At 61.6% G+C, this 19,455-nt stretch carries 15 protein-coding genes and 1 pseudogene; 11 read left to right on the forward strand and 5 right to left on the reverse strand.

The window, feature by feature from the left end:
* Positions 1 to 79: 79 nt before the first annotated feature.
* A complete protein-coding gene (locus LG047_RS19170) occupies positions 80 to 1,528 on the forward strand; it encodes an NAD-dependent succinate-semialdehyde dehydrogenase (protein ID WP_227968326.1) in 1,449 nt (482 codons plus the stop codon).
* A 21-nt stretch (positions 1,529 to 1,549) separates the two neighbouring features.
* On the opposite strand, the gene LG047_RS19175 is transcribed toward LG047_RS19170, so the two are convergent.
* Both LG047_RS19175 and LG047_RS19180 read right to left on the reverse strand, forming a co-directional pair.
* Positions 1,550 to 3,037 (reverse strand): L,D-transpeptidase family protein, encoded by a 1,488-nt coding sequence (locus LG047_RS19175; RefSeq protein WP_227968327.1) that lies wholly within the window; start codon positions 3,035 to 3,037, stop codon positions 1,550 to 1,552.
* Between the two features lie 22 nt (positions 3,038 to 3,059).
* Positions 3,060 to 3,380 carry a hypothetical protein gene (locus tag LG047_RS19180; protein WP_227968328.1) on the reverse strand — a complete coding sequence of 107 codons (321 nt, stop codon included), beginning with the start codon at positions 3,378 to 3,380 and terminating at the stop codon, positions 3,060 to 3,062.
* A gap of 228 nt (positions 3,381 to 3,608) precedes the next feature.
* Here LG047_RS19180 and LG047_RS19185 point away from each other — a divergent pair, with 228 nt between their 5' ends.
* Positions 3,609 to 4,475: an oxaloacetate decarboxylase gene (locus LG047_RS19185; protein WP_227968329.1), complete on the forward strand. Its 867-nt coding sequence runs from the start codon at positions 3,609 to 3,611 to the stop codon at positions 4,473 to 4,475.
* 88 nt (positions 4,476 to 4,563) lie between these two features.
* On the opposite strand, the gene LG047_RS19190 is transcribed toward LG047_RS19185, so the two are convergent.
* A complete protein-coding gene (locus LG047_RS19190; protein WP_227968330.1) occupies positions 4,564 to 5,283 on the reverse strand; it encodes a DUF2076 domain-containing protein in 720 nt (239 codons plus the stop codon).
* A 204-nt stretch (positions 5,284 to 5,487) separates the two neighbouring features.
* Here LG047_RS19190 and LG047_RS19195 point away from each other — a divergent pair, with 204 nt between their 5' ends.
* On the forward strand, positions 5,488 to 6,096 hold the full coding sequence (locus LG047_RS19195; protein WP_227968337.1) for a hypothetical protein: 609 nt from the start codon (positions 5,488 to 5,490) through the stop codon (positions 6,094 to 6,096).
* A 22-nt stretch (positions 6,097 to 6,118) separates the two neighbouring features.
* Here LG047_RS19195 and proB read toward each other — a convergent pair whose 3' ends face one another.
* Complete coding sequence (gene proB, locus LG047_RS19200; RefSeq protein ID WP_036281031.1) at positions 6,119 to 7,249, reverse strand: glutamate 5-kinase; 1,131 nt, start codon at positions 7,247 to 7,249, stop codon at positions 6,119 to 6,121.
* Between the two features lie 114 nt (positions 7,250 to 7,363).
* Positions 7,364 to 7,933: pseudogene (locus LG047_RS19205) on the reverse strand (DUF2585 family protein).
* Between the two features lie 159 nt (positions 7,934 to 8,092).
* On the opposite strand from LG047_RS19205, the gene LG047_RS19210 reads away from it, so the two are divergent.
* From LG047_RS19210 to LG047_RS19245, 8 genes are all read left to right on the forward strand, one after another.
* Complete coding sequence (locus tag LG047_RS19210; protein ID WP_227968341.1) at positions 8,093 to 8,770, forward strand: sulfotransferase; 678 nt, start codon at positions 8,093 to 8,095, stop codon at positions 8,768 to 8,770.
* A gap of 516 nt (positions 8,771 to 9,286) precedes the next feature.
* The gene (locus LG047_RS19215) at positions 9,287 to 10,519 is read left to right on the forward strand and encodes a chemotaxis protein CheW (RefSeq protein WP_227968342.1); all 1,233 of its coding nucleotides are present in this window, start codon (positions 9,287 to 9,289) and stop codon (positions 10,517 to 10,519) included.
* Positions 10,520 to 10,575: 56 nt separating this feature from the next.
* Positions 10,576 to 11,340: a protein-glutamate O-methyltransferase CheR gene (locus LG047_RS19220; RefSeq protein ID WP_370635064.1), complete on the forward strand. Its 765-nt coding sequence runs from the start codon at positions 10,576 to 10,578 to the stop codon at positions 11,338 to 11,340.
* A complete protein-coding gene (locus LG047_RS19225; protein WP_227968345.1) occupies positions 11,337 to 12,392 on the forward strand; it encodes a chemotaxis response regulator protein-glutamate methylesterase in 1,056 nt (351 codons plus the stop codon). The genes LG047_RS19220 and LG047_RS19225 overlap by 4 nt, the downstream gene beginning before the upstream one ends.
* Positions 12,393 to 12,977, forward strand: coding sequence for a chemotaxis protein CheW (locus tag LG047_RS19230; protein WP_227968348.1), 585 nt, complete (start codon positions 12,393 to 12,395; stop codon positions 12,975 to 12,977).
* 235 nt (positions 12,978 to 13,212) lie between these two features.
* A complete protein-coding gene (locus tag LG047_RS19235) occupies positions 13,213 to 15,534 on the forward strand; it encodes a methyl-accepting chemotaxis protein (protein ID WP_227968349.1) in 2,322 nt (773 codons plus the stop codon).
* A 70-nt stretch (positions 15,535 to 15,604) separates the two neighbouring features.
* Complete coding sequence (locus LG047_RS19240) at positions 15,605 to 16,006, forward strand: response regulator (RefSeq protein ID WP_227968350.1); 402 nt, start codon at positions 15,605 to 15,607, stop codon at positions 16,004 to 16,006.
* A gap of 67 nt (positions 16,007 to 16,073) precedes the next feature.
* The gene (locus LG047_RS19245) at positions 16,074 to 19,262 is read left to right on the forward strand and encodes an Hpt domain-containing protein (protein ID WP_227968354.1); all 3,189 of its coding nucleotides are present in this window, start codon (positions 16,074 to 16,076) and stop codon (positions 19,260 to 19,262) included.
* Positions 19,263 to 19,455 lie beyond the last annotated feature (193 nt).

The raw sequence follows: 19,455 nt of genomic DNA on the forward strand, positions 1-19,455 counted from the left end.
TCGGACCTGCGCTTCGGCATTCCTATATCTGACGAAGAAGCGCGGCCGGTCCGCGGCAATCTTTGAGGATGGCAAAGGAATGGATGCGAAGGATCGCCCCTTTATCGAAAAGGCTTTCATCGGCGGCGCCTGGATCGGCGCCGATAGCGGCGCGACCTTTCCGGTAACCAATCCCGCAAATGGCGAGACGCTCGGCCATGTTCCCGATATGGGCGCAGCCGAGACGCGGCGCGCAATCGAAGCGGCGGAGGCGGCCTTGCCGGCCTGGCGCGACCGGCCGGCGAAGGAGCGCGCGCAGATCATGCGCCGCTGGTTCGAGCTGATCATGGCCGAGCAGGAGCGCCTCGCGCGCATCATCACGGCCGAGCAGGGCAAGCCTCTCAATGAGGCGCGCGGCGAGATCGCCTATGGCGCCTCCTATATCGACTGGTTCGCGGAGGAGGGGCGCCGCGTCTATGGCGACATTGTCCCCGGCGCGATGGACAGACGCCTGCTGGTGCTGAAGCAGGCGATCGGCGTTACGGCGGCGATCACGCCCTGGAACTTCCCGTCGGCGATGCTCGCGCGCAAGGTCGCGGCGGCGCTGGGCGCGGGTTGCACGATGGTGGTCAAGCCCGCGGAGCTGACGCCTTTTTCGGCGCTGGCGCTCGTCGAACTCGGGTCGCGCGCCGGCGTTCCGGCCGGGGTCGTCAACGTCGTCACGGCGTTGAACCCGGCGCCTGTCGGGGAGGAACTCACACGCAATCCGGTCGTACGCAAACTGACTTTCACCGGCTCCACCGAGGTCGGGCGAATCCTACTGCGTCAGGCGGCCGATAACGTGCAGAAATGCTCGATGGAGCTCGGCGGAAACGCGCCGCTCATCGTCTTCGAGGACGCGGACATCGATCTTGCCGTGAAAGGCGCGATCGCCACCAAATATCGCAATTGCGGGCAAACATGCATCTCCGCCAATCGCTTTCTCGTGCAGGCGAGCGTGGCGGAGGTTTTCGCGCGGAAGCTCGCCGCCGCGGCGAGCGCGCTGAAGGTGGGAGAGGGGTCTCAGGATGGCGTCGTCATCGGCCCCCTGATCGAGGAGGCGGCTGTCGAGAAGGTCGAGCGTCATATTTCCGACGCTGTGGCGCATGGCGCGAAGGTTCTGGCTGGGGGCGCGCGTCACGCGCTGGGCGGCCTGTTCTTCCAGCCGACCGTGCTCGCCGATGTGCCGCCGGATGCGCTGATCTTCAACGAGGAGACCTTCGGTCCCGTTGCGCCGGTAATTGCTTTCGAGACCGAGGCCGACGCAATCCGTCTGGCGAATGCAACGCCCTACGGTCTTGCCGCCTATTTCTTCAGTCGCGACATCGCGCGGATTTTCCGTGTGGCGGAGCGACTGGAGTTCGGCATGGTCGGCGTTAATGAAACGATTCTCAGCTCCGAAGCCGCGCCATTCGGCGGTGTGAAACATTCGGGGCTGGGACGCGAGGGCTCGCGCTATGGAATCGAGGACTATCTCGAAATCAAATATGTCTGTCTCGGCGGCATGTGAGGCATCCTGCCGGCGGGCGGCTCACGATCCGCTCGCCAGCGCCTCGCGCACCCTGGCGGAATAGCCGTAAATGTCGTCGAAGAGGCGTAATTGCCCGTCGGCGTCCACTGTCGCGGTGAAATATTCGATATGCACCGGCATCGGCCGGGCGAGATCGATGCGCCGCTCGGAGGCGCCGATCATTCCGCGCAGCCGCTTTTCCGTCCAGCCCGCGTCGGCGGTCAGCACGGCTTCCGCGAGCGCGAAAGGCTGATCGACCCGCACGCAGCCATGGCTATAGGCGCGCCGCGCCGTCGCGAAGAGGCTGCGCGAGGGCGTGTCGTGCAGATAGACGGAAAATTCGTTCGGGAACACGAATTTCACACGGCCCAGCGCATTCTTTTCGCCCGGCGGCTGACGCACGCTCGCGCGGCCGTTGCTGTATGAAACCTTGAAACCGCGCGCGGCGAGATAGGAAAGATCGCCGCCGTGTTTTCCCGCCATCTCTTTCGTGATGATCGATTGCGGAACGCTCCACGACGGATTGATCACGACATAACGCATCTTGTCGAAGAACACCGGCGTCGGCGTGGTCGTCTTGCCGACGACGACCCTTGTACGATGCGTTTTCACTCCATCGCGCGTAAGCGCGAGTTCGAATTGCGGGATATTGACCTCGATGCGCGTCGCGCCCAGGTCGCGAGGCTCCCAGCGCCAGCGCTCCATATTCGCGATGATTTCCGCCTCGATGCGCTTCGCCTCGCCTTGCGTCAAGGATGCGAAGGAATTTTGCGGCCCAATGTCATTGCCCCGGGAGGCGAGGGCGACGCGGCCGGAGTTTTCCCGTATCGTGCGCAGTTCGGCGAGTTTGTCGCGCAGGGCGCGGTAGCCGGCGTGCGGCGGATTGAAGTCGGCGAGATCTGCGCCGGCGAGGGTGACGGCGTCGAGCGCTTCCGAGGCGCTCGCCAGCCGCGGCCGCGCGCCGATAAGGCGCGAGATCCTGGCCGGATCGACCCTGGCGCCGCTCGCTTGCGCCGCGTAGTCGACGATCCCCTCGGAAAGATCGAGTTCGGCTGCGACGCTCCATTGTGCGTCATTCGAAGGTATCGGCGCGCTGATCCGCAGCGCGTCGCGCCTCGCGTCACGCAGCGTTTGAGCCGCGCGCGTCGCTGCTGGCGAGAAATATTCGCCCAAGCGCCACAGAGGCGCGAAATCATGCTTTGCGTAATAGGCAGCTATGGCGTTTCGACGGGCGCGGCGGGCGGAATCCGTCTCGCTCTGCGTCCATTCCTCGAGCCTTTGCGCGATGGCCCGCGAAACGTCGATTGTCGTTGTCGCGCCTGCTTCCGACCCGGCGGTCATGTCGTTTGACAGGAATTTCTTCGACGCGCCCGTTCCCGCCAATGCGACTGCTGCGGGCATGTCCCGAGGCGCGGACCATGGGGCCTGAGCGCCGCCGGGAGAGGCGAGCAGCATCGCGGCGATGGCGAGCGGCGCGGTTTGAGCGAAAGCCGGGACGCGACGGAACATGACACATACTCCTTCGGGCGTCTCACAAGGCCGAGCGGCAGACGGTGCGGGTCACATGGCCGCGGACGCCGTAGCCTTCGTCGGTCTCGACCTCGACCTCATGGCAGTTTTGCGAGACGGCCGGCTCTTCAGCGCTGACGGACAGAATGAACGGCTTCATCGACGGCGACGTGGACTGGATTTGCGCGGCGGCGGCCTCGGGAGCCTTGGCGAAGATCGCCTTGGCGGCGGCGAAGCTCACATTGGCCGCGAGAATGATGAAGGCGATCTTCATAGCGACGGCGACGCGGACCGGGCGGGAAGCGAAGGTGCGGGCGGCGCGGCGGGTTTCGTTGCGGCTCATGACAGGACCCCTTTTGTCTGGCGTTCACCATTTGTGAACGATCTGACACTAGGGGCGGCCGCTTGCCGTAACCGTGCGCTGGCGCACAGGGCGGGAGGGGAGCCGGCGTCCGCGTCCCTGTCCTTCCGCCACTGTTTGTGCGAAGGGGCGGATATACGCCCGCTATGAACCGGCTGGAGGTCCGCCAATGGGCGGTTTCCGCTAACGGGGGCGATTGAGGAGAAGAAGATGCAATGCGATCACGCCGCAAATCTTCGTGCGCTGCTGGATCAGCCGGGGATCACGATTGCCCCCGGCGTTTATGACTGCATCACGGCGAGGCTGGCGCAGCAGGCCGGCTTTCGCATGGTCTTCAGCAGCGGCTTCGGGATCGCGGCTTCGCTCCTCGGCGCGCCGGACATCGGCCTTTTGACGGCGTCGGAGATCACGGACCGGGTCAGATATATTTGCAGGGCGATCGATATTCCGCTCGTCGCCGACATCGACACTGGCTATGGCAATGCGAATAATGTCGTGAGGACGGTCGAAGACGTCATTGCCGCGGGAGCGGCCGGAATTATCCTCGAGGATCAGGAATGGCCCAAGAAATGCGGCCACCTCGAAGGCAAGAAAGTTATCCCGCCGGAAGAGCACGTCAAGAAAATCCGGGCCGCGACAAGGGCGCGGGACTCGAACAAGCTCGTCATCGTCGCCAGGACGGACTCCCGCGCAATCTACGGGCTTGACGACGCCATAGAGCGGGGGAAGGCGTATGCGGACGCAGGCGCCGACGTCGTCTTTGTAGAAGCGCCGCAATCGAGGCAGGAACTGGAAAAAATCGCGCGAGAGCTGAATGGCCTGAAGCTGTTCGCCAACATCATCGAAGGCGGCAAGACGCCCGAGCTGACCGCGAAAACCCTCGACGAAATGGGTTTCAAATTATGCGCCTTCGCGCTCAGCGGTCTCTTCGCGTCAACGCTCGGGATCAAGAAGTGCTTCGAAACGCTTCACAGCAATGGAACGACGGGCGACATGTTGAGCGAGCTTTCGTTTCAACATTTCGAGAAGGTCGTCGATCTCGACAAATACCGCGCCCGGGAAAAAGAATTCGAGTGAGCCGCATTTATCCGGCCGGATTGAAAAACAAAGAAAAACCCCGTCGGCGTCCCGACGGGGTTCTCCATTAGTTGCGCTCTGTGACGGGTCAGACGTCGAAGCCGCCATCGCCGCCGTCATCGAATCCGCCGCCGTCATCGAAGCCGGCGTCCGAGCTGTAGTCGGCGTCCTGCATGCCGCCCTCGCCGCCATAGCCGTGATCATAGCCGGCCTCTTGCGCGCCGGATTCATCGCCATAGTAATTATTGACGATGGTCGTCTCGCTGGTCGGCGTGAAGCCGGACCCGATGCCGAGATTGCCCATCCCGCCATAACCGCCATGGTGGGAGAACAGGTTGCGGATGCTGTCGGCGAGCAGCACGCCGCCCGCGACGCCCGCGGCCGTACCAAGCGCGCCCTTCAGGAAGCTGTTGCCGCCGCCCGCCGGTTCAGGCGCATAGCCTTGCGGCGGGGGCGGAGGGGGCGCATAGCCGGGCTGGGCGCCCCACGGCCCGTTGGGGCGCTGCTGCGCGGGACGCGGAGGCGCTGACGGACGCTGACCGCCGCCCAGCAAACCGCCGAGGAAGCCGCCTGCGGGCTTCGACTCCAGCTCCTTCACACGGGCTTCAAGCTCCTGAATACGCTGATTGGCGCCTTCCAGAGCCTGTTCCTGCACGATCACGGTCTGCGCCAGCAGATAGGGCGCGGCCGGCTGGGCCTTGACCTGCTCGTTGATGAAAGTCTCCGCCTCCTGGTCGCGCGCGCCTGTGGCTGCGCTCTTCGTCCGCTCGAAAAGGCCGACGAGAAGTTGGCGTTCTTCCGGTGACATAACACTCTCCCCTTTGTCGCCGCGCCTGGCGCGCGACGACAAGGAATATGGGGGAATGCGGCAATTTCGCCAAGAGCTGGCGGGAACGGGGCCGGTTAAACTTTGGTCATTCGCCGGTAAGCGCGAGGTCACTATATAAAGAGATATGAAGCCAGGGCTGAGGAACACCCTGAAAATCGGTCGGCGTTTTTGGGTGGAGAGGCCATGTCGTTTACGGAAAACCAGAGACGGCGTCCGAGTTTTTTCCACGCATTGGAGTTGGACGATGGCGACTATGCCAGGTTCGTGCGAGAAGCCTTCGATCCTATGGACGGCGAGACGAAAGCCAATGTGCTGGTCGCTTATCTGAACCTGCTTCCGATCCTTCTCGCCCTGAACAAAAGCGCCAGCGACGGGCACGAACCCTATTCGGTAGAAGATTTCATCAGAGGATGTGAGAGCGATCTGATGCAGGGCCACGGTGAAGCGATAAACGCACGCCTGTCATGGTTCATGTTCGCCGCGCATCTCGGGAGGCTGGAAAAACTGGCAAGTAAAGGCGTCGATGCCGCCAACGACGCCGGTGCGGAAATCTGGCTCCAATTGGCTGAATCGACGCCCGAGTTGAAACATATGCTGCCAGAGAGCGTTTTATGGAAGCAATCCGAAGTGGCCTCGTTCAATCCGAGTTGTTCAGACGAAGAAATGATGCGCCTGACACTGGAAGTTCACATGCCGCCGGTGTTCTCGAAAAATCGTTTGATTTCCAATTTTTTCAAATCACGAGGCGTTTTATACCATCCCCCTGCCGCGATGACATGCACAATCCCCTGAACGCGGAGTAATCACGCCGCGCTCACTCGCCGGAGAGCGCCATGTCGTCCCGATGGATGATTTCGTCGGGGCCCTTGAATCCCAGAAGGCTTTCTATGTCCTTCGTCGAGCGGCCGGCGATTTTGGCGGCGTCCATCGCATCATAGGTGACGAGGCCGCGGCCGATTTCGCCGCCCTTCGCATTACGGATCACGATGCAATCGCCGCGCGCGAAGCCGCCCTCTATGCGGGTCACGCCCGCGGGCAGCAGACTTTTGCCCGATGTGAGCGCTCGCTCGGCGCCGTCGTCGATATGAACCGCGCCCTTGGGCTCCAGCGAGCCGGCGATCCATTTCTTGCGCGCGGTCACCGGGTTCGACGGCGTCAGAAACCAGGTGCAGCGCCCGCCGCCGGCGATACGCTCGATCGGCGCCTCCTCGCGCCCGTCGGCGATCACCATATGGGCGCCGCCGGTGGTGGCGATCTTTGCGGCCTCGATCTTGGTGCGCATGCCGCCACGGGAATATTGAGAGGCGGCGCCGCCGGCCATGGCCTCGATCTCGGCCGTGACGCGCGGCACGATGGGTATATGCTTCGCATCCGGGTCGGAGCCGGGCGGGGCGGTATAGAGGCCGTCCACGTCGGAAAGAAGAATCAGCAGGTCGGCGCTCGCCATGGTCGCGACGCGGGCGGCGAGGCGGTCGTTGTCGCCATAGCGGATTTCCGCGGTCGCCACCGTGTCGTTCTCGTTGATGACGGGAACGGCGCGCAGCGACATGAGGCGGGTAAGGCACTCGCGCGCATAGAGATAGCGGCGCCGCTCCTCCGTATCCCCAAGAGTGACCAGCACCTGCCCGGCGACGAGCCCGCGGTCGTGAAGCGCTTCCGCCCAGAGCCGCGCCAGCGCGATCTGGCCGACGGCGGCGGCGGCCTGGCTGTCCTCGAGCTTCATCGCGCCCATCGGAAAGCCCAGCACGCTGCGGCCCAACGCGACCGCGCCGGAGGAGACCACCAAAACGTCCGCGCCGCCGCGATGAAGCGTGGCGATGTCATCGGCAAGGCGCGTGAGCCATTTGCGTTTGGCCGACGCCTTTTTGGGGTCGACGAGCAGCGAGGAGCCGACCTTGACGACGATGCGGCGGAATGAGGCGAGTTTGGGGGCGCGCTTGGTCATGAAGGCGATAAATCGAGGAGCTTCGCTGTTTGCGCGGTCGGACGGGCCGGGCGCGATTCATAAAGTATGGCGAGAGTTAGCTTAGCCCGAAGGCGACTGCAAATCCGGGATCCCCTATGCGTCGTCGCCCTGCCAGCGCCGGATGACGTCGAAGGGGTGGATCAAGTTCAGCAGATTCAGCGTGAGATTATCGCGTATGAGCGCGGCCAGCGCGACCTCCATGGCGACCGCCAGGGCGACGACGCCCCAAAGCGGCAGGCGCCACGAGAGTATGAAACCCAGCGCCATCATGAAGGTTTCGGAAATCGAATTGAGGATGCTGTCGCCCGAATAGCCCAGCGCGAGCGCCTGCGCCCGGTAGAGACGGATGACAAGCGGCGTGTTCTCGACGATTTACCACCCCGCTTCGATGCCGATCGCGACAAGAAGCCGGCCTCCCATTGGATACCGGGGCAGCAGGAGCCAGGTCAGCAGATAGAAAAGCATCCCATGGATCACATGGGTGAAGCTGTACCAGTCGAAGACATGTTGCGAGTTTCCCGCGGAGAGGACGGCACCCTCCCACAGCTTCACGTATCCGCAGGCGCATATGGCGGGCTGACCAAGAAAATACAGAGTCGCGCTCTGCGCAGCGATGCCGCCGCTTCCAATCAAAATGAAATTGCGTAACGAGAATGTGGCCATGACATTTCTTTAAAGTCCGTTCCAACATAACTGCAGTTGCGCCGTCGGGCTGGAGCGCGCGGCGCATCACATCGGGTCAGTCCGCATTGGACACCCTTGATTGAAAATTGTAAATTCAGAAAATGTAAATCATATCTAAGCCAATGAAAAGCGGTGCAAATGGGTGGACCTCGGTATTTTATCGTAGCGGGTCTTGGTCGTTCCGGTTCTACGCTTCTGACCAAATTGCTGAATTCGCATCCAGACATCCAATGTCTCGGCGAGGAGATCAGTCCGTTTGGGATAAACACGCAGTTTCCGGAAATGCCTTACTCCGAGCTTATCACGACCAAGATGTTCGACGGCGCCCGGGCTCATCGCGGATTCAAGCTGCCTTGGGATTGGATATTGAAATACCCGGATGTTCTGGCTCATATAAAGGCGATCAACGCATCCGTGATTTTCCTGACGCGGGAAAACAGGCTGCAACAGTCGCTCTCCGTTTTACTTGCGCAGACCAACAATAACTGGGGCTCAACCCAGCCCTACGAGGTCCAGCAAGTCGCGATGGATGAAAATTGGCTGATCGATACAATCCTGTCGCTTGAATACGGGAATCTCATTAACAAGACGATGTTCGAAAGCCTCAGTCTGCCAATGATTGAGGTCGAATTCAATCAGTTGTTCGATAGGGAATGCCAGGCCAGGATGCTGACTTTTATCGGCGCCGATGTTCGCGAACTGACGACGACATCCGTCAAAGGCCGTAGCATCCCCCTGTCCAGCGCAATCACAAATTACGGAGAATTGAAAAAAAATCTGGCTGGGACCAGATTTGCAAAATATTTCGTCGAATAGCGCCTTGGTGACTGGCGCAATCTTCGCTCGTCTAAAAATACCGATCCACGAACCCGTTCATAGCAAAATAAATAAATGATCAGATCAAGGACAACCGGGCTTCAATTCGTCTCGATCAAAACGACGAAATTGTCGACGCGTCCGTACCTGCAAATTGTCGTAAAGGCGTTCAGCCGCAGGTAAGATTCGACTCGTATAAGAGAACTCATGGCGACGCGAATCTATTCGCAGGCATGACGCCGTGTCGCCCTATCGGTGAAAGCCCGAGATCAGCATCCCCTGACAGCGCCCGGCGAATTCTGTTTGCGATCGATGATCGAAACAGTACGCGAGCTCGTTCGGTCCGACGTGATAGCGGCGGGCTGGCACGTCGACTTCATCGCCGCTCAGCGTTCTTTTTGCGTCAATCGTTCACCGGCGACGGTGTGAGCAAATGGGCTCCTTTGGCATGACCGTCGAAGCGCGAAGCGAAGCGCCCGGAAATTCCGCTCCGAAAGACCTTTTTGGGGGCGTCCTGTGATCGTGAGGGATGGCGAGGCGCAATCTCCGGGCGCAGAGGCTTTATCCGCGGCGCAGGCCAACAGTCAGCTGCGCGTGTCCGCTAAGAAAGTGGGCCGGCTGATGGATCTCGTCGGAGAGCTCAGCCTCAGTGTTTCCGAGACGATCCGTAGCCCCGACATCGCCGGCGTCGATCTGTCGAACTTCGAGAAATCCGCGCATCGACTGCAACTTGTCGTGCGCGAGGTTCAGGAGGCCGCTGCGGAACTGCGTCTGGTTCCGATCGGCGACGTCTTCCGGCGCATGGGGCGTTTGGTGCGCGAACTGGAGCGCCAGACCGGCAAGGAAGTCGATCTGGAGATTCATGGCGAGGAAACGGAAATCGACAAGATGGTCGTGGACCGTCTTTTCGAGCCGCTCGTGCATCTGGTGCGCAATTCGGTCGATCACGGCCTCGAGTCGCCCGACGACAGGGTGGCGGCGGGCAAGCCGCGTCGCGGGCGAGTCACGCTGGCCGCCGCCCAGGTTGGCGGCGACATACAGATTACGATTTCCGATGACGGCCGCGGATTGGACCGCGCGCGTATCCTGCAACGCGCCCGGGAGCGCGGCTTTTTCGGCGCTGACGAAGAGCCGGAGGATGCGGATTTATGGAAGGTCGTTTTCAAGCCGGGTTTTTCGACGGCGGAGACTGTCACCAATCTTTCTGGCCGCGGCGTCGGCATGGACGTTCTGGACCACACGATGAAAGCGTTGCGGGGACGCATCTCGATCGATAGCGTCTGGGAGCGTGGCGCGCGCGTCGTGCTGGCGATCCCGCTGTCGCTCGCCTTTCTCGACAGTCTCGTCATGCGCGTCGGCGAGCGCCTCTATGCGACTCCGATTGGTGTGGTCGCCGAGATTTTTCGCCCCGACTCCGGCCAGGTCACCATCCTCTCCGCGCAGGGCGGCATTGAAGTGGTGAAGGTGCGCGACGCATTGATCCCGATCTGCCGCCTGGATGAGTTTTACGGAGAGCGTAACGAGACGCGGACGCCACTGGAGCGCCAGATCATTGTGGTTTTCCATACCAGCCGGGGGCGCATCGGGCTTCCGGTCGATGAGATGTTCGATCAGCAGCAAGTCGTCATGAAGCCTCTGCAGGGGCACCTCGAAAGAATCAGGGCGAGCTTTGGTTGCGCGCTTCTCGGCACTGGCGAGGTTGCGATCATGCTCGATTGCGAGAAATTACGGGAAGGCGCGGCGGCATGACGCTCGAACCACAGAGTTCAGCGCCCTCGCAGGCCAGCAAGCGCCTCCAGACCTGGTTGAACAAGCGCTGCGGGCTTCATTTTCCCGAGAACAAGTGGGAGATGCTGAATCAGCGACTCGCGCGCGTCATCGAACGATACCGCCTGGACAGTATGGAAGCGCTTGTCCAGGAGGTCGAGCGCGGCGACGACCATGAATTGCTCGCGGCCGTGGTGCACGCCGCTTCCACCAATCACACTTACTTCTTCCGTGAGCCGCAAGTGCTCGACTATTTTCGCGTCAAGATCCTGCCTGAAATAATGTATCGTGACGAGATAAGGATTTGGAGCGCGGCCGCCTCAACGGGCGACGAAGCTTATACATGCGCCATCATCGCCGCTGAAGCCCTCGGTCGTCACGCCCTGCGCGACCGGCTCGCGATCCTCGGCACCGACCTGAGTGGACCGGTGATCGAGTCGGCGGAAGCAGGCGTCTATGGCCTTCCAAATCTGGAGCAGACGTCGCCTGAAATAGTGGCGCGTTATTTCAATGCCATTGGCGACGGGCGTTTCCTGGTTGCGGATGACATAAGACGAATATGCACATTCCGCCGAATGAATTTGAAAGTGCGGCCTTACCCGTTCCAAAAAAAATTCGACGTCGTCTTCTGCCGTAATGTTCTTTACTACTTCGATATCGCAACGCAGCGCGCTGTGCTGGACGAAATCTATGACGCGACGCAGCCCAACGGGTGGTTGCTTACCAGCGTTACAGTAAGCTTGCGCGATCTCGGATCCCGTTGGACGACCATCTGCAGCGGCGTTCACAGGAAGCTCCAATGAAAGAAAACACAATACGCCCCGTTCGGGTCCTCATCGTCGACGATTCCGCGCTGGTGCGAAAGGTGCTGGCGGATGGATTCGCGGGCGACGGCGGGATCGAGGTTGTCGGGCAAGCGGGCAATCCCTATCAGGCCCGCGATTTGCTGGTTGAACTAAAGCCGGACGTGATCACGCTCGACGTCGAAATGCCGCGCATGGATGGTGTGACCTTCCTCAGGCATTTCATGCCGATCATGCCGACGCCGACGGTGATGATCAGCTCGCTCACGAAAAGCGGCAAGAAAATCACGTTGGACGCGCTGGAGGCGGGCGCGGTCGATATCGTCGCCAAGCCGACTGTGGGTCTGGTCGACGGACTTCCGGCGATGCTGGACGAAATTTGCCGTCGGGTGAAGGCGGCCGCTTTCGTCGACGTTTCACGCTTCGCCCGGTCGACGCCGCTCCCCATCGAGCATGTCTCGGCGCTCGATGAGACGACCGATCAGCTCATCGCCATCGGCGCATCCACCGGCGGCGTGCAGGCGTTGAACCGCATCATGCCCGCTTTCCCTGCGGAGAACGCCGCGATCGTGATCGTGCAGCACATGCCGGCCGGCGTGACGTCGAGCTTCGCCGAGCGGCTGAACGGCATTTCCGCAATGCGCGTCAGGGAGGCGGCGCATGGCGATCGACTCATGAACGGCCTTGCGTTGGTCGCGCCCGGTGGACAGCGGCATATGACGGTCATCCGCTCGGGCGGCGAGTATCGCGTCGCGCTGCAGGACGGTCCCGAGGTCAATTATTCGCGGCCAGCCGTCGATGTTTTGTTCAGTTCCGTCGCGAAGGCCGCGGGGCGCAATGCGGCCGCAGCGGTTTTAACCGGCATGGGGCGCGACGGCGCCGCCGGCCTGCTCGCCATACGCAATGCTGGCGGCAGGACGATGGTGCAGGATGAGGCGACCTCGATCGTCTACGGCATGCCCAAGGCGGCCAATGACGTGGGCGGCGCGGAGGTCGTCGCGCCGCTCGAGAAAATACCCGCCTTGCTCGCCCGGGCGACGAGACGCGGCTGAATGGAGAACATGATGTCCGATCATTTCAACCGGAGCGGCGAGGAGGGCTATTCCTCGAACAGATCGTTCCAGAGTGAGAACACAGCCCTCGTCTTCAACGAGGAAAACAATATCGAGGACATGTACCTCACCTTCGGCGTGTCCGGCGAGGAATATGGCGTGGGCATCGCCTATGTTACCGAAATCGTCGGCATGCAGCGCGTCATGCAGGTGCCAGATGTTCCGCGCTTCATCAAGGGCGTCATCAATCTGCGCGGCAAGGTCATCCCGGTGATGGACGTGCGCTGTCGCTTCAACATGGAAGAGAAGCCTTACACCGAACGCACGGTGATCATCGTCCTCGACGTCGACAATGTGCCGATCGGTCTCGTCGTCGACAATGTGAGCGAGGTTCTGGAAATTCCGCCCGCGGCCATTGATCAGGCGCCCCAGTTCGGAGCCAATCGCAGCGGCAACGGCGTGATCCGCGGCCTTGGTAAATCCGGAGACCGGGTCGCCGTCATTCTCGACATCAAGCGGCTTGTCGCCGACGGCGCAATGGACGCGCGCCTCGAGGCGCAGGAGGCAGGAGCGTCTCTGCAATGACAATGAGATTCCTCGGGCGTGAACGCCTTTCGAACGGGAGCGGTGCGCGATGAATGACGAAAACCCCAAGGAGCCGCCGAAAGGCCCCCCGAAAGTCGACCGGCGAGAGATTTTCGATCTCGAAGCCCCTTTGAGCGACTATGCGCCGCAAGGCGCGAGGAAAAACTCCGAAACCCGAATGACTGCGCCGGGCGAGCCGACGCGTCCCGCGCCATCCGAAAAAAGGGAAGCACCCATGTCCATCACGGATAAAGCCGATAGCTACAAGGCTTTGAAGGAAATTCAGCGCATCGCGGCTGCAATGAAGGTTGGAGATATGGCAGCGCGCGCTCAGCTCTCCGGAATAGATGACGAGTGGGGCGAGGCGCTCACAGGCTTGAACACAATTCTCGACGCCTTCTCGAACATCGTCGCAGAAGACCAGCGCGTTCGTCAGGCGCTCGACGGCGCCACAAGCTCGGTAATGATCGCGGACGCCGACGGCGTGATCCGGTACGCCAATAATTCGGTCGTGAACATGCTGAAGTCGGCCGAATCCGATCTGCGCAAGGATTTGCCCAACTTCGAGAGCGGCAAAATACTCGGGAGCAATATCGACGTCTTCCATAAGGATCCGCGACATCAACGACGCTTGCTTGACGGCTTGACGACTGTTCACCGGGCGCACGTCACCATTGGCGGAAGAAGCTTTGGATTGGTGGCTTCGCCGATATTCGACACGGCGGGCAAGCGTGTCGCGACATCTGTGGAATGGGTGGATCGAACCGTCGAAGTACGGGTCGAAAAAGAAATCGCCACAGCCATCGAGGCCGCCGGTCACGGCGATTTCGATCGTCGTCTCGACCTCGCGGGCGCAGAAGGTGTTTTCAAACTTTTGGGCGAGCGCATCAACACGTTACTCACCAACACGGGATCGGCGCTCGCAAAGATTGGCGAGGCGCTCAATCGCATCGCCGGAGGCGACGTGAGCCGACCGACTGTTGGCGAGTTCCACGGAGCCTTCGGCAAGCTGAAGACGGATGTCGAAAGGGTGCGCGGTAATGTTCAAGATTTGATGTCGGCCCTTACCCATATGTCCGAGGAGCACGACAAGGGCGATATCGACGTCGTAATACCAGTCGACAAATTCCAGAACGATTTCGCGAAGGTTGCCGACGCGATCAACAACATGGTCGCCGGGCATATAACTGTTAAGAAGAAGGCGATGGCCTGCGTCGCCGAATTCGGGAGGGGCAATTTCGAGGCGCCGCTCGAGAACTTCCCCGGCAAGAAGGCTTTCATCAATGAAACAGTCGAGCGGGTGCGCGCAAATCTGAAGGCGCTGATCGAAGACGCGGGCACGCTAGCCACTGCTGCGACGGACGGCCGGCTCCAGATACGCGCCGACGCCAACCGGCACCAGGGCGACTTCCGCAAGATCATTCAGGGCGTGAACGACGCGCTCGATTCGATCGTGACGCCGATGACCAATATTGCGAAGGGAATTGAGGCGCTGGGCCGCAACGACATGAGCGTCACTCTCGAAGGGGAGTATCGCGGCGATTTCCTCGCGGTGAAGAACGCTTTCGATAATGCGCTGGTCGGCATCAACGCCACGCTGTCCCAGATCGTGGACGCCGTCGAGCAGGTCGGCCAATCGGCCGAACAGCTGAATGCAGCGTCGCAGAGCATGGCCGCCAATTCGGAGGAACAGGCGGCGGCCGTCGAGGAAGTCAGCTCGAGCCTCACCGAAACCAATTCACAAGTGCAGGCGAACACTGAAAACGCCAACGCCGCCAATCAGCTCGTGATCGGCACCTCTCAGGCGGCGGTTCAGGGTCAGGCGAAAATGGAGGCGATGACCGAGGCGATGAATGCGATCAACGCCGCGTCGCAGAATATCGGCAAGATCATCAAGGTGATCGACGAGATCGCTTTCCAGACGAATCTGCTCGCGCTCAACGCGGCCGTCGAGGCGGCGCGCGCCGGGCAGCATGGGCGCGGTTTCGCTGTGGTGGCGCAGGAAGTGCGCAACCTCGCGGGCCGCAGCGCCAAGGCCGCTCGCGAAACCGCGGACATGATCGAGGATTCCGTGAAGCGCGTAGGCGAAGGCGTGAATATTGCGAGAGAGACGCGCGAGGCGTTGAACCTGATCGTCGCCAATGTCGTGAAGGTGAAGGATCTCGTCGCGGAGATTGCGACGGCGAGCACTGAACAATCGCGCGGCGTCTCGCAGATCAGCATCGCCATGAGCCAGGTGGGCAAGGCGTCGCAGGAAGGCAGCCAGCAAGCCGAGGAACTGGCGTCCGCCTCGTCGGAACTGAGCAAGCTCGCGGGGCAGATGCAGGACAATGTCCGGCGGTTTACCCTGCGGGAGCAGGGGCTGTCCTCTGTGGCGAGCATTCCCGAGCTCAATGGCATGACGACGGAGATGCTCAATCAGCTAAAGGCGCTTCTGGCGAGCCAGCAGCGTCCTGCGGCAACCCCCGCCAAGGCTGTCGCCAGCGGCGGATCGCGTCGTCCCGCCAGCGCGGTGATTCCGCTAGATCAGGATGAACGTGGCTTTGGTCAATTCTGACGCGCTCCATCATTGACGCCGCGGTCGTTTCGCGGCGTCGAGACATTGATCTAGAAAGTGAGATACGCATATGCATAAGGTAATGGTCGTCGACGACTCCGCGATGATGCGCGTCGTCATTTCGAACTTCGTCTCGTCGCTGCCAAATTACAAAGTGGTGGCCGCCGCGGAGAACGGAAGGAAGGCGCTCGAACAGCTCGCCAAATTTCCGGATCTTTCGCTGATCCTGCTCGACATCGAAATGCCGGAGATGAACGGGCTCGAATTCCTGCGTCACGCAAAATTGAAGTCGCGCGCAAAGATCGTCATTCTTTCGTCCGTCGCGGCGGCGGGCTCGCGGCAGGCGTCCGAGGCGCGGTCGCTTGGCGCCGATGCGATCGTGACCAAGCCGTCGGGAGCCGTGTCCATGGATTTGGCCGACAAGCGCGGAGCGGAGCTGGCGCGGGTCATGAGCTCTCTTGCCCCCGCCTGATTTCCGCATTCCGGTTTGGTCCGCGTAATTTCCGGAGCAAAAAGCGTCATTCTCGACGGAGTGCAGCGTGTCCGACGAACTCGAAGAAATCTGGGCTCTCTATGCGGACGACGGAGGCCAGTCGCTCGACGCCGTCGAGGCGGCGCTACGCACTCTGCGGCGGAACGCGTGGGACGCCGAAGCCATCGGCGGTCTCTTCCGGGCGATGCACACGTTCAAGGGCAACTCGCGCATTCTCGGGTTGACGACAATTGAATCCTGCGCGCATGTTGCTGAGGATCTCGTCGGGCTCGTCCGCGACGAGGGCGCTAAAGTCGACGGAGAGTTGCTCGATCTCATGCTCGAGGCCGCCGACGCCCTGCGTGGCATGATGGAGAAAACGATTGTCACGCGACGCGACGCCGAGGAGTCGGTGTGCGCCGATATTCTCCTGCGCATGAAAGATAAATATGCGCGGCTGAAGGAGGCCGGGGTCGCGTTTGGCGTGCATATGGGGGAAGGGCCGACGGGCATATCCGACGTGGAGTCTGGCGAACAGGAAAGTTTCCAGACCGCGGTCATTTTTTCGCCGCCGGAGGCGAAGCCGGCCGACGACCCGATGTATCTCGAAATGTTCCTCGACATGGCGCGCGATGCGCTCGACGCCATGCGCGAAGCGTTGACGTCGCGAGATGAGGGAACGGGGAATTACGGCGAGGCATTGTATAACGCCGCCTCGCCGTTACACGACGCGGCGGTGCGCATCTCCATCGACGAATGGCCGGAGCTGACAAAGGAGCTCATGTCGGCCGGCGGCGGTGTCGATCGAGCCGGGGCGCTCCTCGATCGGCTCTCGGAACTTTTCGAAAAGGACCTCGCGCGGTTGCAAGGCGCGCCAGTCAAGATCTCCGAGACTTCAGATTCCCTGGTCCAAGACGGAGCAGACTTTCCGCGTGAGCTGGAGCCTCTTCTCGACGGCCTGTCGCAGGCGGCGCAAGCTTTCCCGTGCGAAGATGAATCCGTCGGTGAGAACATTCGCCGTTTCGCCATGGCGATTCAAGAATGGGCTGCAAGGCTCGGTTACCAGCGAATCGCGGAGACATCAGCGCAACTGCCAGATGCTGCGTCCAACCTGGACGAATTCGAGCGCCTCATGTTCGCGCTCTACGAGGACCTGATACTCGTAGAGGAAATGGAGGCGATCGGGAATCCGTCGGCCGAGCTTCAGGTCGCCGCGACGACGCCGCTTGGCGCATGGTGCGCGGCGCGGACTCCTGCGACGCTGGCGGCGCTCAGGACGGCGCTGTCCAATCCTGCAGGCGAGGAAGTCGATTGGGCGCGCATGGCGGAGCTGCTCCGGCGCGTCTATCGCGCGTGCTGCTTCCAGCGCCATGAGACCGCCGGACATGTCGTGATCGCTCTGGTCGATCTCGCCGCGCGCGTCCATGCCGGCGAAATGTCGCCCGATCCGCCGCTCATGCGGGTGCTGGCCTCGTTCGTAGACGCTGCAAAGCCGCTCTTCGGGGCGACCAACAGCGACGTTGCTTCCAGCGCGGAGGCGATGGCGGGCCTTCTGCGCGAAGCCCGCGAGGTTACGGAGGCGCTGAACGGCGCGCCTTCGATCGCCTTGATCGAGGAGCAGCTTGGCCTGCCGCAAAGCTTTCGCGGCGTCCTGTCGTCCGAGAGCGCGACGGTCGCGACGCTGGCGCTCAAAACGGGGAGCCGGTTCTATATTATTCGCGCGGACATCGAGCGTCATTCGGAGCTCGCCGAAGGTTTCATTGAATGGATTGGCGCAGCAGGCGCGCTCATCGGCAGCGTGACGGTCTTCGATCGCGACGCCACCTTGTTCGATTTCCTCATCGCCTCCGCGCTGGATTCGCAGGCGATCGGTGAGGGGCTGACGGCGCTCGACCCGACGGGCGCCGTGCTGCGACTCGAAATGGCGCTCGGACGTTCTGGCGGTGACCCGGACATGGACGACGGCGAGTCCGAGGCGCCGTCGAAAGTTCAGGACGGGCAATTTTTCGAGTCGTCCGCGCCGTCGATGAAAATGCTCGAGTCCATCGGCGAAATCGTCACCGGCCATGCGACGGTCAGACAAATTCTCGCGGGCTGCGGGGAGACGGACGTCGTCGGACTTATCGACGCGGCGATGCGCGCCTCCGGCGGCGACTGGTCGGCGGCGCGCGACGCCGTGCGTCGTCAGGTTCAGGATTGGCAGGAAAACATCGAACGCCTTGTCCAGCTCGAATCCCAGCTTTCCAACCGTCTCGACCAGCTACAGGAAGAAGCTGTTTCGGCGCGCGCGCGGCCGGCGTCGGGACTCCTGAAGGCGCTCGTCAGCCATGGGGAGGATTTCGCGCGGCGGCTTTCCCGATTTGTGCGTTTCAAGGTTTCAGGCCAGACGGAGTCGATCGACATCGATCTGCTCGAGCAATTCAGCGAACCATTGCGATCGCTGATTTCCTTTGTGCTCGCAGAGAGCATCGAGCCGTCTGCAGCCCGTATCGCGGCGGGCAAGGCCGCCTGCGCCGAAGTCCAGATCCGGCTCGCGCGCCATGAGGATCGTATCGTGGCGACGATCGAGGACGATGGGGCCGGCGTGGACACGGCAAAACTCCAGGCGCGAATCCAGCGCCCGGCCGGGAGCGGGTCGCCGAAGTCATCGTCGGGAGTGAGCGGCCACGAAGGGCAGGGCGTCGATTTCGCCCTGATGCTTCGAGGCTTGCGTCTCTCCGGGGGCGAACTGGCCATCGCCAATTCGACTTTGGGCGGCGTTCGCTTCGACGTCACGCTGCCGCTGACGATGGCGGTTCTCGACGGCATGGTCGTGCGCGTCGGCGCAATCATGTATGTCGTGCCGATCCATGCGATACAGCGCATCGTTCATTCAGGCGACGCGGATTTGATGCGTTTCTCCGCCGCCAATGGCGGCACGATGTTGAAACTGGAGCGCAACGACGTGATTCCCGTGCGCTTTCTCTCCGGCGCAGGCGGAGATGATGAGGACGCGGACCAGCGGCTGCGACCTTTGCCGCCTGCAAACGACAATGCGGAAACCGGCGACCTCAAACATCTGTTCGTCGTCACGGGAAGCAGGGATCAGCGCATCGCGCTGTCGATCGATGAATTGATCGGCCAGCAACTCGTACTTATCCGCCCCATGAAAGGCTATCTCTCGGCAATTCGAGACGTGATGGGATGCGCATTGCTCGGGAACGGCGGAGTTGGAATGGTCCTCGATCCCGCGCGCCTTACAAATTGTGCGTCGTGAATTGCCGTAACAACGATTCTTTCGCGCATGTTAATTGTGCTGCGCGAGAACACGAGTGAAGCGCAGATTTTTCCTGCGCGGGTTTTTTCGCTCGGAACGAGTGCGCAAAATCGACGTGAAACGGCCCGCGACGATCGAGGTTAGGGCGCGGACCGCGTCGTTTTTTTAGTTCAGTCGTTTCGTAGCCAGTAAT

The organism is Methylocystis sp. WRRC1 (assembly GCF_020733155.1).
Classification (GTDB): domain Bacteria; phylum Pseudomonadota; class Alphaproteobacteria; order Rhizobiales; family Beijerinckiaceae; genus Methylocystis.